The 14,362-nt window shown below is 65.4% G+C and carries 13 protein-coding genes; 6 read left to right on the top strand and 7 right to left on the bottom strand.

Going from position 1 to position 14,362, the window contains the following annotated elements; translation table 11 throughout:
- Positions 1–1,545 (bottom strand): BatA and WFA domain-containing protein (locus NKF06_RS08410; protein WP_253245119.1); only part of this gene is annotated, 1,545 nt, incomplete at its 3' end.
- A 230-nt stretch (positions 1,546–1,775) separates the two neighbouring features.
- Between NKF06_RS08410 and nhaC the strand changes: the two genes are divergently transcribed.
- Positions 1,776–3,233, top strand: coding sequence for a Na+/H+ antiporter NhaC (gene nhaC, locus NKF06_RS08405; RefSeq protein ID WP_253245118.1), 1,458 nt, complete (start codon positions 1,776–1,778; stop codon positions 3,231–3,233).
- A gap of 63 nt (positions 3,234–3,296) precedes the next feature.
- On the opposite strand, the gene NKF06_RS08400 is transcribed toward nhaC, so the two are convergent.
- Together NKF06_RS08400 and NKF06_RS08395 are read right to left on the bottom strand one after the other, a co-directional pair.
- Positions 3,297–3,944 (bottom strand): PH domain-containing protein, encoded by a 648-nt coding sequence (locus NKF06_RS08400; RefSeq protein WP_253245117.1) that lies wholly within the window; start codon positions 3,942–3,944, stop codon positions 3,297–3,299.
- Positions 3,941–4,570 carry a PH domain-containing protein gene (locus tag NKF06_RS08395; RefSeq protein ID WP_058827111.1) on the bottom strand — a complete coding sequence of 210 codons (630 nt, stop codon included), beginning with the start codon at positions 4,568–4,570 and terminating at the stop codon, positions 3,941–3,943. Before NKF06_RS08395 ends, NKF06_RS08400 begins: the two co-directional genes overlap by 4 nt.
- A 130-nt stretch (positions 4,571–4,700) precedes the next feature.
- Here NKF06_RS08395 and NKF06_RS08390 point away from each other — a divergent pair, with 130 nt between their 5' ends.
- From NKF06_RS08390 to NKF06_RS08370, 5 genes are all read left to right on the top strand, one after another.
- A complete protein-coding gene (locus tag NKF06_RS08390; RefSeq protein ID WP_256364939.1) occupies positions 4,701–5,192 on the top strand; it encodes an Lrp/AsnC family transcriptional regulator in 492 nt (163 codons plus the stop codon).
- Positions 5,189–6,340, top strand: coding sequence for an aminotransferase class I/II-fold pyridoxal phosphate-dependent enzyme (locus NKF06_RS08385; RefSeq protein WP_058827110.1), 1,152 nt, complete (start codon positions 5,189–5,191; stop codon positions 6,338–6,340). The genes NKF06_RS08390 and NKF06_RS08385 overlap by 4 nt, the downstream gene beginning before the upstream one ends.
- A 99-nt stretch (positions 6,341–6,439) precedes the next feature.
- Positions 6,440–6,865 (top strand): universal stress protein, encoded by a 426-nt coding sequence (locus NKF06_RS08380; RefSeq protein ID WP_253245116.1) that lies wholly within the window; start codon positions 6,440–6,442, stop codon positions 6,863–6,865.
- Positions 6,866–7,004: 139 nt separating this feature from the next.
- On the top strand, positions 7,005–7,721 hold the full coding sequence (locus NKF06_RS08375; RefSeq protein ID WP_253245115.1) for a hypothetical protein: 717 nt from the start codon (positions 7,005–7,007) through the stop codon (positions 7,719–7,721).
- A gap of 134 nt (positions 7,722–7,855) precedes the next feature.
- Positions 7,856–9,871, top strand: a complete 2,016-nt coding sequence (locus NKF06_RS08370) for a hypothetical protein (RefSeq protein WP_253245122.1) — start codon at positions 7,856–7,858, stop codon at positions 9,869–9,871.
- Here the strand turns inward: NKF06_RS08370 and NKF06_RS08365 are convergent, their stop codons facing one another.
- The 4 genes from NKF06_RS08365 to guaB all read right to left on the bottom strand — a co-directional run bounded on the left by NKF06_RS08365 (position 9,872) and on the right by guaB (position 13,725).
- Positions 9,872–10,012 (bottom strand): hypothetical protein, encoded by a 141-nt coding sequence (locus NKF06_RS08365; protein ID WP_008093006.1) that lies wholly within the window; start codon positions 10,010–10,012, stop codon positions 9,872–9,874.
- 180 nt (positions 10,013–10,192) lie between these two features.
- Entirely contained in the window at positions 10,193–10,783 is a 591-nt protein-coding gene (locus NKF06_RS08360) for a HalX domain-containing protein (protein WP_004977278.1), read from the bottom strand.
- Between the two features lie 153 nt (positions 10,784–10,936).
- Positions 10,937–12,025 (bottom strand): TrmB family transcriptional regulator, encoded by a 1,089-nt coding sequence (locus NKF06_RS08355; RefSeq protein WP_058827107.1) that lies wholly within the window; start codon positions 12,023–12,025, stop codon positions 10,937–10,939.
- Between the two features lie 203 nt (positions 12,026–12,228).
- Positions 12,229–13,725 carry an IMP dehydrogenase gene (guaB, locus tag NKF06_RS08350; protein WP_253245114.1) on the bottom strand — a complete coding sequence of 499 codons (1,497 nt, stop codon included), beginning with the start codon at positions 13,723–13,725 and terminating at the stop codon, positions 12,229–12,231.
- Positions 13,726–14,362 lie beyond the last annotated feature (637 nt).

Below are 14,362 nucleotides of genomic sequence, written 5' to 3'. Positions count from 1 at the left end.
GGTCGCCTCGCCCGCGGGCGTCTCGACGGTCTGGTTCGCGCCCGCCGCGAGCGACCCGCCGGTCGCCCGGTTCAGCTCGGGGAGCGTCGAGCGCCCGGCGAGGTAGAACACCGAGCGCTTCCAGAACACGGGGTACTGGTAGTTGTACTTGAACGCCGAGCTGTCCTCCATGAAGCCGTAGTAGAGGACGCGGCCGGCCCCGCGGCGCTCGACGGCGACGAGTGAGGTGCCGCCGGTCGTGGTCACAAGCGACTGACCCGCGCGGAGGTCGCCCGCGACGTACTCGGTCGGCGGCGGGAAGGTGATGTCGCGGGTTATCTCGTGGCTCTCGACGGTCCCGACGGTCGGGTTCGTCTCGATGCTCGCCTGCGAGACGAGCTGCAGGTCGCCGTAGTTCGGCGACTCCTCCTGTGCCTGAATCGCCACGCCGCCGCCGTCGGCGACGACCTCGCGGCCGGCCTCGACGTTGCCCGAGAGCAGGCGACCGGGGTTGACGTTGCTGTAGACAATCACGTCGTAGTTCGTCGAGACCGCCGTGGGCGGGTTGTCAACGGTCAGCGATACCTCGGGAATGACCGACAGCGCGGCCGTCAGGTAGCGGTTCTCGTCGTTCGTGAGGACGAGCACGTCCACCGAGGCGTCCTCGGGGGCCGCGACGTACAGCGCGTCGTCGGTCGGGAAGGCGTCGCCCGGCGAGAGTTCGGCGCGTCCGCCGCCCGCAGGGACCGGAAGCGTCGCGGTCGCCACGTCGCCGGGGTCCATCCGGACCTCCCGTGTGGCGCCGGCGAGAGAGAGCGTCCGCGTCGTCGCCGAGTCGCCGTAGTTCTTCACCGTCACGGTGACGTTCGTGCCGGAGAAGCGCCGGTCGACGATGCCGACGTTGCCTTGTCCGCCGCCCGCGAACTGCCGGAGTTGAACCACGAGGCCGCGGGCGCGGGCCTCGCGGACCGCGTCGCTCCACGGCGAGTCGTCTGCGAAGTCGCTCAGGACGACGACGCGAGCGTCCTCGCCGGCGATGGAGGCGGCGGCGGTAATCGCGGAGCGGAGGTCGCCGGGTGCCGCACTCGCGCGCAGGTCGTCGAGGGCGGCGCGGGCTTCGGTCGCACTCCCCCGGCGGAGCACCACGTTCGCGTTCGACCCCGCCGCGACGACTGAGGTCGTGCCGGAGACCTCGTCTCGCGCCGCGGCGAGAGCGCTGTCGAATCGGGTTCCCCCGCCGTCGCGGACGCCCATGCTCGCGCTCGTGTCCACGACGAGGACGGTCTCCTGGACCGTCTCCGACTCGGGAACCATCACGTACGGCGTCGCCAGCGAGCCGACGAGCGCGACGAGCGCGAGCAGTTGGATGAGGAGGAGCAGGCTCCGGAGCAGGCGGTCGAAGATTGGGTTCGACGCGTTTCGTCCCGCCGAGTCCGCGAGGAACCGGAAGGTCGGAAGGGTGCGCCGGACCGGCTCCGGCCGCAGCAGATAGAGGATGACGAGGGGGACCGCCCCGAGAAGGGCGACCAGCCCGAGGGGAAACAAGAAGAACTCGTCGAAGACCATGCCCGACCCGTGGCGCGCCTCCGGTATGGCTGTTTCCCTATTCGTTGACACGTTCCGAAATATCGACCTATCATAATACGTGAATGTTCGACGCAACCGCTCGGGGCCACTCGCTCGATGAATTACTGCTGAGCATCATATTGTCAAACAAAAGTACGACATTGCATAACAATGCACTTGAAGCATAACACGACACAATTTTATGCTCTAAAGTTATTTGTTGAGCTACGATGGGAACTGATAGGTACACACCGCGGTCGTACGACGACATCGCCCCGGAGCAGCGCCCGACGCTCAGGCAGGCGCTCGTTCCGGTTCTCGGGCTCGTCGCCTTCCTCGGTCTCGGGTCGGCGTGGCTGGGACTCGACCCGCACATCCCGCTCATCTGGAGTATCGCGCTGGTCGGCCTCCTCGGTCGGTTCGTCTGGGGCTACACCTGGGAGGACCTCTACGAGGGCATCGAACGCAGCCTGGCGATGGGACTACAGGCGATTCTCATTCTGTTCGTCATCTACGGCGTCGTCTCGACGTGGGTCGCTGCGGGGACGATTCCGGCGCTGATGTACTACGGTCTCGACCTGCTGTCGCCGCAGGTGTTCCTGCCCGCGACGGCGCTCCTCGTCGGCATCGCCACCTTCGCCATCGGCTCGTCGTGGACCGCGGTCGGCACGCTCGGCGTCGCCTTCATCGGCATCGGCTCCGGGCTCGGCGTCCCCGAGCCCATGACGGCCGGTGCGATTCTCTCCGGCGCGTACGCGGGCGACAAGCAGTCACCACTGTCCGACACGACGAACCTCGCAGCCGCCGTCACGAACACCGACCTCTACGACCACATCCACGCGATGCGGAACGGGACGACCGTCGCGTTCGGCCTCTCGCTTGTCGGCTTCGTCGTCCTCAGCCTCGGTATCACCGGCGCGATTCCGGCCGGCCAAATCGCCGAGATTCAGACCGCGCTCGCCTCTTCGTACGACATCACGCTCCTCGCGTTCCTGCCGCTCGCGGTCACCTTCGGCCTCGCCGCCGCGGGCTACCCCGCGCTGACCGTCCTCCTCGCCGGCGCGTTCGCCGGCGCGTTCACGAGTATCCTCGTGCAGGGCGCGTCGTTCGTCACGGCGTGGCAGACGTTCATGAGCGGCACCGGCCCGGAGACCGGCTCCGAACTCGTCAACAGCCTGCTCGCCTCCGGCGGCGTCTCGGGGTCCGCGTGGACCATCGCCGTCGTCGTCGCGGCGCTGACGCTCGGCGGCCTGCTCGAACAGACAGGCGTCCTCGCGGTGCTCGCCCACCGCCTCCAGCGCGGTATTCGGAGCCCGCGCCTGCTCGTCGCCTCCACCGGCGTCTCGGCGATGCTGACCAACGCGCTCACCGCCCAGCAGTACATGAGCATCGTCGTCCCCGGCATGACGCTCCGCGACACCTACGACGAGTTCGGCCTCGACAGTTCGGACCTCTCGCAGGCCATCGAGTCCGCCGGGACCCCGACCGGCGCGCTCCTCCCGTGGCACGCCGGCGGCGCGTACATGGCCGGCGTCCTCGGCGTCTCGACGCTCCAGTACGCACCATACTACATGTTCGGCTACCTCTCGCCGTTCGTGCTGTTCGCCTTCGTCCTCGCGGGCGTCGGCTTCTCGGGGAACAGCACGGCACAGCCCGGCCCCGCCGCTCCGGCGTCGGACGACGACTGACGCGACGCGAAACCTTCTCTGCGTCGCGATACCGATACCGAACCGAAAACGATCGCTTTTCTGTTATCGCTCTACCGCCGTTCTGAGCGCCCGCACCTCGTCGCGGACGGCGGCCCACTGCTCGACCGTGCCGGGGAGTTCGTCGCCATCGCGGTCGTCGCGACCCTCGATTCGGTCGCGCACGGCACCGGGGTCGTCCACGTCCTCGAAGCGGATTGCGCCGCCGCCAGCGGCCTCGACTGCGACGGTCCCGTAGCCGAACAGCGACCCCGCGACGCCCTGCGAGAGCGCGCTGTTCTGGACGCGGTCGAGGGAGACTCGCTGGACGCTCCGGGAGAGGACGCCCGTCTTCCGGTAGAGCGCCCTGTCGGTGACGACGAAGCGCGTGTTGGTGACGCGGAGGTACGACCACGCCGGCAGGAGGAGTCCGACGAGCCCAACGAGCGCGAGCGCCGGCGCACCGTTCACGACGGCCGCGGCGGCCGCAACGGCGACGACCGAGAGGCCGACGACGGCGGCCGGGATGACAGTCTGTATCCGCGGGCGACCCTCCCAACGGACGGTCTCGTCGTCGCCGCGTGCCAGCCAGTCGTCGATGGCCGCGGCGGTCTCCGAGTCGGTCGCTGCGTCGGCCGTCGAGTCGGTCGCCGACTCGGTCGCGGCGGGGTCGTCGGGAGACGAACCGGCAGGTCTCGAATCGCCGCCCGTCATCGCTCGTCAGTCGTCGCGTCGAACTCGAAGTCGCTTGGTTCGAGCGCGTCGGCCGACGCGTCGGAGGCGGACTCGGCTCCGTCCCCGTCAGGCGCGGCGTCGTCCGCGGCGACGCTTTCCCCACCTTCGACGGCCTGTCGAATCGCACGAAGTTCGGTCAGGATGTCGTCGAGGACGGCGGCCTTCCCCTCCGCGTCGGTCTCCGCCCCGGAGCGGCGCTTGATTCGCTCGTTGACGAGCGTCTGGAGCGACTGCGGGTCGGCGACGTTCTGGAAACTCATCTCGATGCCGCTTCCACCGGCGGTGCTGATGTTGACGGAGCCGTAGCCGAACTGCGCGCCGAGGAACGTCTGACTGTAGGAGGTGTCTTGTACCTTGTCGAACTCGATGCGCTGGACGCTCCGGGAGAGGACGCCCGTCTTCCGGTAGAGCGCGTCGGAGGTGACGACGTAGTTCGTGTTCTTGTGCGAGAGGTACGACCCGACGAGGAGCGGGATGCCCACGAGGACGAGCGAGAGCGGGACGCCGACGATGAAGGAGGGCACGAGGCTGTAGGGATGCGGGGTGTCGGCCCAGAGGACCGCTTCGTCGTCGTCGAGGGTGAGCCAATCGAACTCGGCGTTCATGCCGGACAGGTTTCCGCCGGCGGTGGAATAGTGTTCCGCCGGACGGGGCCGGAATCTTTGGAACACGGTACCACCTAACACGACAATTCCGCCCGGTTGGGCAAACCATTTTACGGATGCCCGCAACGGACTGTCCATGGACAAGCAGTCACTGCTCGACTTGCTGCGTCACGACGCTCGCGAGAGCGTAGATGACATCGCCCGCCAACTGGGCGCAGACGCCGAAGCAGTGGCAGCAGCGCTCGAGGAACTCGAAGACGACGGGGTCATCCGCGGCTACCAGGCGGTCGTCGACTGGAACAACGTCGACGAGGAACACGTCCGGGCGCAGGTCGAAGTCGACGTCGAACTCGACCGCGAGACGGGCTACGAGGAGATCGCCCGCCGCATCGCGCGGTTCCCCGAGGTCGCCACGCTTCGACTCGTCTCCGGCGACTACGACTTCTTCATCGAGGTCGAGGGCGCGTCGATGCACGCCGTCTCGAACTTCGTCTCCGAGCGCATCGCCCCCATCCCCGAGGTCACGAAGACGGTCACGCACTTCGTGATGGACTCCTACAAGGAGGAGGGCATCGAACTCGGCGACGGCGACGACGACGACCGGCTCTCAGTGTCGCCATGACGCTCGGCGACCAGCTTTCGGACCGCGTCAAACAGGTGCCGCCGTCGGGGATTCGGAAGTTCTTCGAACTCGCAGAGGAGGTCGACGACGTCATCTCCCTCGGTGTCGGCGAACCCGATTTCTCTGCGCCGTGGGCCGCCCGGACCGCCGCCATCGACTCGCTGGAACGCGGCAAGACCTCATACACGTCGAACCGCGGCATGCGCGAACTCCGTGAGGCCATCTCGGAACGCGTCACCCGCTACGGGCAGGAGTACGACCCCGAAGACGAGATTATCGTCACGACGGGCGCGAGCGAGGCCGTCGACCTCGCGTTCCGGGCGTTCGTCGACCCCGGCGACGTGGTGGCGATTCCCCAGCCGTCGTACATCTCGTACACGCCGGGAGCCATCTTCGCCGGCGGCGAACCGCTCCCGGTGCCGACCCGCGCCGAAGACGAGTTCAAACTCACGCCCGAGGCGCTCGAAGCCGCCGGGGCCGACGAGGCCGACGTGTTGGTGCTCTGCTACCCGAACAACCCGACCGGCGCGGTGATGACCGACGACGAACTCGCCGACGTGGCCTCGTTCGTCAGGGACCACGACCTCGTCGTGCTCTCCGACGAAATCTACTCGGACCTCCGGTACGAGGATGACCACGCCTCCATCGCCACCCACCCCGGCATGCGCGAGCGGACCATCGTGTTCAACGGCTTCTCGAAGGCCTACGCGATGACCGGCCTGCGCCTCGGCTACGCTATGGGACCGCCGGGAGCCATCGACGCGATGAACAAGGTCCACCAGTACGCGATGCTTTCGGCGCCCACGACTGCGCAGTACGCGGCGCTCGAAGCGCTGCGGTCGTGCGACGACTCCGTCGACGAGATGCGCCGCGAGTACGACCGCCGCCGGCGGTTCGTCCTCGCGCGCTTCGAGGAGATGGGACTCGACTGCTTCGAGGCGAAAGGGGCGTTCTACGTCTTCCCGGAGGCTCCCGACGGCGACGACGAGGCGTTCGCCGAGGGCCTCCTCGAAGAACAGAACGTCGCGCTCGTCCCGGGGAGCGTCTTCGGCGAGGGCGGCGAGGGCCACCTTCGGGTCTCTTATGCGACGGGGATGCGCGAACTCCGCGAGGCGATGGACCGTATCGAGGCGTACGTCAGCGGCTGATCTGACCCGGTTCGCACCCGTTTTTTCGTTTTTTCACCGACCGACGCGCACGTGTGAGTATGCAAAGCATTCACACAGACAGAGTGCGTACATCCAACGATGTACGACGAAATCCTGCTCCCCGTCGATGGGAGTCCGGCGGCCGAACAGGCGATACCGCACGTGTTCGACCTCGCGGAGCGGTACGACGCGACGGTACACGTACTGTTCGTCGTGAACACGACGCGGGATAACGCGGGAATCATCGGCGGGACAGTCCTCGAAACGCTGGAGCAGGAGGGCCGACGCGTCGTGGATGAGGTCGTCGAACGCGGCGAGAGCCGCGGCATCAAGACGGTCGGTGCCGTGCGGCGGGGCGCGCCCCACGAAACCATCCTCGACTACGCGGCGGAACACGGCGCGGAAGTCATCGCGATGGCGACCCACGGCCGGACGGGTGTCGAGCGCGTGCTCCTCGGGAGCGTCACCGAGCGCGTTGTCCGGACCGCGCCGGTTCCCGTGCTGACTGTCCGGGCGACGGGGTAGTCGACTCGGCCGTCTCAGGTGGCCGAAGCGACCGAAGACGCCCCGCTCAGAGTGCACCATCGATCATGACACTTGGTGGCACATTTCGAGAGACCAACACGCAAAGTATTATTAAATATGGTTTCCTCGTGCAACACGAATGGTTTCGGGAGGTGACACGGACATCGCCGTGACGGAGGACACGTCCACGTTCCAACTCGGGCTGGACGACCTCAAGCGACGAGGGAGCGCGCTCCTCGTCGTCGGGTCGGTTCCGACGGAACTCTACTCGCGCGCGTCCAAGCAGATGCTCGGCGCTCCCGACGAGCCGCGACGCCGCCTGTTAGTTCTCAACGACTCGACGCCGCTCGATACCCGTCTCGACGCCGATATCCAACGCTCGAAGGAGTGGACCCGCGTGGTGCGGTACTCGACGCTCGAACGGAGCGCAACGGCGTCGTCGTCACCGTCGGCTGTCGTCCCGACTGCGGTCGAGACCTGCGAACGCCGGGTGAGCGGTGGCCTCGGCCAACTCGGCGCGGAACTCGCGACCGACGTGACCGAGTTCGACAGCCTCGCCGGGGGGCTCTCTCCGGCCGAACTCCGCGTCGCGTTCGACTGTCTGCCGTCGCTCCTCTCGCGGTACGAGCGGGACCACGTGTTTCGGTTTCTCCACGTCATGACGTCTCACGTCCGCGCGCGAAACGGGATGGTCCACGTCTGGTCTCCCGGCGACCGCGAGGACGAGATAAACCGGATGCTCGAACCGCTGTTCGACGCCGTCGTCGAACTCGATGTCGAGGGTGCGGAGGCTCGCCAACGTTGGCACCTTCGGCGAAAAGAGGTCTCGTCCGGCTGGTTCCCGTTGGAACCGTGAATTTCTCACGACCAATACGTTTTTTACCCTAATCGTGTCACATAGACTCAATGGAATCGTCCGGGCAGGGCAAGCGGACTGACGCGTCTTCCACGCTGGAAGTCGGCTTTTCGCTCCCTTCGGAAGGCGCGGGGTTGGTCGTTCGGGACAACGTCGAACGCCACCAGTTCATGCTTCGCACGCCGTCGCCTGTCGCGCCCGAGCCGGCCGACCGGCGTCGGTTCTCGCTCCCGACGGACGCGGCGGTCCGCATCGAGACCGACCGTATCGGGTTGGCGGCGAACACGGTCGTCTGCGTCCGCGACGAGGCGGGGTCGATGCTCGCGCAGGTCGACCAGCAGGGACACGAGGAACTCGACGCGGCAACCTACAGCATCGAGCTCTTCGGTGCGGTCAAGACGTACCTCCGAGTCGAGGGGCCGCTGACCGTCGACGCGAAGCCGCTCGAAACCGTCCTCTCGTTCGAGGAGCCGCAGACGGTGTACGTCGGCGCACGGTCGTCGCACGAGAGCCCCGCGACGACGGTGACGACGACGGACGACCCGCTCGACGTGATGGAAGCCGTCTCGGCGTTTAGCTCCGCGCTCAAGACCACGAGCGTCGAGCGGTCGTATCCGACGCTTCGGGGGCACCCGCCGCTCCTCGAACTGGGCGACGAGCTCGATATCCCGGAGGGGCTTCACGTCCCCGAGACCGGCGTCCGGATCGAACTTCCGCCGACGCTGAGTCACATCTTCGTGGCGACGCCGCTGGCGTACTACCTCGGCGCGAGACTCGTCCCCGGTGACGCCCCTCGACTCGTCGCCGACGGGTTCGTCCACGACTTCGACGGCCCCCACGGCTTCGAGGAGTCGGTCGCGCGCGCGCTCAAACGGACGTTCTTCCTCGACTGCGTCGTTCGGACGGAGGGCATCTACGACGTGCCGCTCCACGAGCGCCAGACGGTCGAGTCGCGGACGGACATCGACGTCGAGCGGCTGTACGACGCGTCGCTCGGCGAACAGCTCTCGGCGTACTTCGAGATACCCTACGAGCACATCGCCGACCTCGTCCCGGAGTGGAAGCTGACGACGCACGTCGCGCCGCAGACCGACAACATCGAACTCCTGCCGTTCATCACGAACGACCTCGCGGTCGTCAGGACGCCGACGGGGACCGAAGTCTCCCACTCGGAGGTGCAAGCCGCCGTCGTCGACGATTTCCTCCGCGACGACATCGTCAGGAGCGCGGGCGCGACGACCCCGAACGAGACGTACGTCAAGCCCAGTTCGACCGACTCGGTCGAGCAGGCGTGGATAAGCGACGGAACGCCGGTTGGCGCGAGCAAGACCACGCCCGCCGCCTACCGGAACCGGCTTCAGCGCAAGCCGACGCAGGGAGACATCGGTATCACGGTCGTCTGTAACGACCCGGAGATGCTCGCCGAGACGGACATCGTCGACGAGGTGTACGGCTCGCGCGACGGGCTGTCGTTCGACATCGACGCCCACTACGACCTCAGCCGGGCGGAGCTTCGGGAGATACTCGCCGAGCCGACCGATTTCCTCCACTACATCGGCCACATCGACGACGACGGTTTCCAGTGTCACGACGGCAGGGTCGACGCCGAGACGCTCGACCGCGTCGGGACGGGGGCGTTCTTCCTCAACGCCTGCCAGTCGTACGACCAGGGGCTTGCGCTCGTCGAGGCCGGCGCTATCGGCGGTATCGTCACGTTCAGCGAGGTCATCAACAGTCAGGCGGTCGGCGTGGGGCGCACGCTGGCCCGACTGCTTAACGGGGGGTTCCCGCTGCAGGCATCTCTCGACGTGGTCCGAACCGACAGCGACATCGCCCACCAGTACGGCGTGGTCGGGGACGGCGGGCTGTCGGTCGTTCAGACCGAAAGTGGTGTGGCGGTACTCTGTGAGGTCGCACAGCTGTCAGACGACGAGTACAGTCTCTCGTACAACTCGTATCCAACGTCTCGATGCGGGCCCGGGTCGCTTATCATTCCCGCCTTACCCGAGACGAACGAATACTATCTCTCCTCGCAGGGTCTCTCCGACATCAGGCTCACGGAGGCGGAGCTTCGAAACTTCCTCGCGTTAGAACAGATTCCAGTCGTCTACGACGATACCGTCTACTGGGACTGCGAATTCCTCTCGTGATTACGGGCCGTAGATGACTCCGGTGTTGCCGGCTGCCACGCTTCCTGCCTGTGAGAGCAGGAGCGTGAGCGTGAACAGGACGCCCATCATGCGGGGGTTCTGACGGAGGTACGCGACCATCTGGTTGCTGTCGTCGGACATGTGCACTTACCCCAAGGAGCGAGCGCGAAATATAATTTTTCGTGTATATCTGATATGAAAATAACTTAATTAAGTGAACACGTGTCGCAAGTAATCGTCGACGCCGCAAACGGCGCTGTGGGCGCGCGAAAGCGGGAAAGAGAAATGGAAGGGGTCGGCGTCCGGAACGCTCACACCCGATTAGGAGCTGTCGATATCGACTTCGCCGCCGATGTCTCGGTAGACTGCGGAGATTCCCTCGGTTTCGTCGAGTTGACCAAGCGTCTCGTCGAGCTCGCGCCGGAGTTCGGTCAACCGGGCGGTGAGCTGCTGATACTCCTCGTTTTCTTCGAGCGCCGCTTCGTCCTTTTCGGACTCTAAGAGCGCCTTCTTCGACGCGAGGGAAAACAGGTCCTGAATCCCGACGTCGTAAGCGTTTCGCAGGATGAGGTTAGAGACGGTGTCAGTCAACGCTTCACGCGAGACGGGCTTGACGAGGTAGTCGTCGAAGCCCATGGCGATGATGTCGAAGTCGGGCTCGACCGCGGTCACCATCGCGACGCGGCACTCGAAGCCACGGTCCCGAATCTCCGAGAGCGCTTCGTCGCCCGAGAGGTCGGGCATTCGACGGTCGAGGAGAACAACGTCAACCTCGTCGTCGAGCTTATCCAGCGCCTCGCGGCCGCCGTAGGCGACACGAACGCTGTAGTCGTTCCTAAGCCAGGTTGCGTACAGATCGGCGAGGTCAGGCTCATCTTCAACGATGAGCACCAGTGGCTGTTCTGCGCTCATTGGTAGTGTAGGGGTGTTCCGGGGACGCTCACGAAACTCAATGTCGTGCAGTGGTATATCAAAATACCTCTTGTCTAACGCCGTCCGAAACTGCGCTTGTGCGCACTAATTGCCCCCCGGAGTTGTTATACATTCCGGCGAATCGAACAGATTTCACCTGTCAGATGTCTCTGAGATCTCTTCGACGGTGATTCGGTTCGCCTCGACGTCCTCCAAGACCGCGCCCCACCCGCCGACGGTGTAGGTTCCCTCGTCGGTCTCGACGGTCAGACAGACCTGCCCCGCGAGTTCGGAAAACGACAACGTGTCTGTCGGCGCGGAGACCGCCGTGTAGTACACGTCGGTCACTTCGCCGGTGAACTCTATGGGGTCGCGTTCGTCGGTCTCGTAGCCTTTGATGTGGGTGATGATACGCTTCCCGTCGCGGATGAGCGGTTCCGTGTCCTGCACGAAGTGTCTGATGTCGGAGTACACGAACGGGGGTTCGTCCGTCTGTGCGTCGTAGACGACTTCCCAGACCTCCCACAGCGCCGTCTGGAAGTACCAGTGGAAGACGTACGCCAGCGTGTAGTCGTCGACGAGGACGCCGTACTGGTTCACCGAGCTGTCGTGCGGCGCGAAACACGCGCCCGTCCGGTCGACGATAGCGACGAACGGCGTCGGGAGGGTGCGGTGTCTGACCTCCGTGGCGACCCCGTCGTACTCCTGTTCTGCGAGCGGTTCGAGCTCGTCGGTCCGCTCGGGGTGCAACACGACCTTCACCAGCGCGCCGTTCTCGTACGCCTCCGAGAGCGCCGGCTTGAGTTCGTCGAACTGCTCGGGGGTGACGGACAGTTGCACCTCGCCGTCCGCCTCTCGTATCATCTCTTCGGCCCGCTTGAACACCGTCTCGAAGCGCTTGACGATGCTCAGCATGTGCCGGTCCACCGCTGGCTGTTGCCAGCGCGTCTCGATTTCTTCTGCCGCCTCGTCGAGTTGGACGGCGCGGCTCTTGAGGTCCTCCATCACTGACCGGGGGTCGCACGCTCGCGCGTGGAGACTGTCCTGTTCGTAGGTCTCGATGTAGCCCTTCGCTTCGAGGTCGCGGAGAACATCGTAGATACGGGCGGTCGGGACGGCACAGGCGTCGGCGAGTTCGGTCGCGCTCGCCGCTCCGAGCTGCAGAAGCGCGACGTAGGCCTCCGCCTGATACTGTGACAACCCAGCGTTCCGAAGTGCGGTCCGTAGCTCCGCGGTATCCATCGCTTGTAGATGCACGACATACATCCGTATTAATTATCCCATGTTCTCGTCCCGCGTGCAACCGGGTAACGAACCGTCAGACCGCTGATTCGGTGTGGATGACGAGAGCGCCGAGAGAAGTGAGCGGGGCCGAAGAAGCGGAAGAGGCGGGAGCGCCGAAGAACCGAACGAGACGGGAGAACCGGAACAGACCGGAGAACGCGTTACTCGCTCGGGCTGTAGTTCGGCGCTTCGTCGGTAATCATCACGTCGTGGGGGTGTCCCTCGGTCTGGCCGGCGGCGGAGACGCGGACGAAGCGGGCGCGCTCTTTGACCTCGGGGATGGTCTCGGCGCCGACGTAGCCCATGCCGGACTGCATGCCACCGACGAGCTGGTGAAGCTCGGACGCGAGCGAGCCCTTGTACGGCGTCGCGGCCTCGACGCCCTCGGGGACGTACTCCTCGTCCTCGTTGTCCTCCTTGAGGTAGCGGTCGGCACCGCCGGACTGCATCGCGCCGACGGAGCCCATGCCGCGGTACTGCTTGTACTTCTTGCCGTTCATCGTGATGACGCGGCCGGGGGCCTCGTCGGTACCGGCGAAGTAGGAGCCGAGCATGACGGCGTCGGCACCGGCGGCGACTGCCTTGATGGCGTCGCCGGAGTAGCGGATGCCACCGTCGGCGATAACCGGGATATCGTACTCGGCGGCGACGTCGGCGACCTCCGCGACGGCCGAAATCTGAGGCATGCCGGAACCGGAGACGACGCGGGTCGTACAGATGGAACCGGGGCCGATGCCGACCTTGATGCCGTCCGCGAAGTCGACGAGTTCGGCCGCGGCCTCGCGCGTGCCGACGTTCCCGACGACGACGTCCGCCTCGACGGACTCCTTGATGTCGCGGGCGGTGTCGATGACGTTGAGGTTGTGCGCGTGGGCGCAGTCGATGAAGATGACGTCGACGCCGGCGTCGTCAGCCATCTGTGCGCGCTCGTCGTCGAACGGACCGACGGCGACGCCGCAGACGAGGCGGCCGTCGTCGTCGCGGGCGGCGTTCTCGTGTTCGCGGCGCTGGAGGATGCCCTGCATCGTGACGAGGCCGACGAGACGGCTGTCGTCGTCGACGATGGGGACGCGCTCTATCTTGTGGTCGTACATGAGTTCGAGCGCGTCGCGGGCGGTCACCTCGCGCTCGGCCGTGATGACCTCGTCGGTCATGGCCTCGCTGACCTCGTCGGACTCGCCGACTTCGAGGTACGGGCGGATGTCGGTGCCGGAGATGATGCCGAGGACCACGTCGTCGTCGTCGACGACGGGCGCGCCGGAGACGCCGGCGCGCTCCATCATCTCGTCGACCTCGCTGATGGTCTGGCCGGGGTTGGCCGTGACCACGTCTTCGCGGCGGATGACGAGTTCGTCGGCGCGCTTGACGCGCTCGATTTCGCGGACCATCTGCTCGGCGTTCATGTTGCGGTGGAGCACGCCGAGGCCGCCCTCGCGGGCCATCCCGATAGCCATCCCGCTCTCGGTGACGGTGTCCATCGCCGCAGAAAGGATGGGAATGTTGAGTTCGACGTTCTTCGAGACGCGCGTCGACACGTCGGCGTCGTCGGGTTCGACGCGGCTCTCCATCGGGCGGAGCAGCACGTCGTCGAATGTGAGGGATTCGGGCACCCGTAGCTTCTCGGTGAAGGGTTCTCGGTCAGGAACGTCGTTCGCCATATCAAGCGTGGTTGCGGCGACGACAAAAGGGTTGCGAGATAGCACGGGCGTGTCGATGTATCGCAAACCAGTTCGGTGATGTATACATGTGCGTGAGTATTCTTCGCATCGCCGGCGGACCGAGACGGACACCAGAACACGTGACGACACCCGCGAGCGACGGACGCCCTTGACCCCGACCGCGCCGGGACGTTCGTCCCCTCGTCACGGTGTACCGAATCACAAGACCATCGTGAATAATCACCATATTCACGAACTTGTACCACCGTATCTTCGAGATTTCAATCTATATCCGAAGAATCGTCAGTCTCTTTTATAATAGGGCCAGAGAAATCTATGTCCCATGCGGTCGTATCCCACACAACGTTTAATACTCCTGTCCTAATGTAATCTTGTATGGACTCCACGTGTCCCGCCGCATCGCGCATTGCCGGTCAAACGACCTCCGACTCCGGCATTCTCTTTACAGCGATGTGGCAGACATTTAAACGGGAGTTCAATTTCGGACGAAATGGGCTTCGCGTGCAGAGCGCCAGCACGCCCCTGTCCGAATTGCGTTCGTATCGCCGCTTGGGCCATGGTGAAGGCCAGTAACATCGAATGAGTGTCTCACGCCACCCGGTCGCCCTTCGCCTCG

It is taken from the genome of Haloferax sp. AB510 (genome assembly GCF_024136985.1).
In the GTDB taxonomy this organism is placed as follows: Archaea; Halobacteriota; Halobacteria; order Halobacteriales; family Haloferacaceae; genus Haloferax.
Note: the sequence above shows the minus strand (reverse complement) of the source record. Positions and strands in the feature narration are given on the sequence as shown.

What these genes read in the sequence shown, in the direction of transcription:
- nhaC (WP_253245118.1), top strand. Translation starts at nt 1,776, where the DNA reads ATGGGAACTGATAGGTACACACCGCGGTCGTACGACGACATCGCCCCG.
- NKF06_RS08400 (WP_253245117.1), bottom strand. Translation starts at nt 3,944, where the DNA reads ATGACGGGCGGCGATTCGAGACCTGCCGGTTCGTCTCCCGACGACCCC.
- NKF06_RS08395 (WP_058827111.1), bottom strand. Translation starts at nt 4,570, where the DNA reads ATGAACGCCGAGTTCGATTGGCTCACCCTCGACGACGACGAAGCGGTC.
- NKF06_RS08385 (WP_058827110.1), top strand. Translation starts at nt 5,189, where the DNA reads ATGACGCTCGGCGACCAGCTTTCGGACCGCGTCAAACAGGTGCCGCCG.
- NKF06_RS08380 (WP_253245116.1), top strand. Translation starts at nt 6,440, where the DNA reads ATGTACGACGAAATCCTGCTCCCCGTCGATGGGAGTCCGGCGGCCGAA.
- NKF06_RS08375 (WP_253245115.1), top strand. Translation starts at nt 7,005, where the DNA reads ATGGTTTCGGGAGGTGACACGGACATCGCCGTGACGGAGGACACGTCC.
- NKF06_RS08365 (WP_008093006.1), bottom strand. Translation starts at nt 10,012, where the DNA reads ATGTCCGACGACAGCAACCAGATGGTCGCGTACCTCCGTCAGAACCCC.
- NKF06_RS08360 (WP_004977278.1), bottom strand. Translation starts at nt 10,783, where the DNA reads ATGAGCGCAGAACAGCCACTGGTGCTCATCGTTGAAGATGAGCCTGAC.
- NKF06_RS08355 (WP_058827107.1), bottom strand. Translation starts at nt 12,025, where the DNA reads ATGGATACCGCGGAGCTACGGACCGCACTTCGGAACGCTGGGTTGTCA.
- guaB (WP_253245114.1), bottom strand. Translation starts at nt 13,725, where the DNA reads ATGGCGAACGACGTTCCTGACCGAGAACCCTTCACCGAGAAGCTACGG.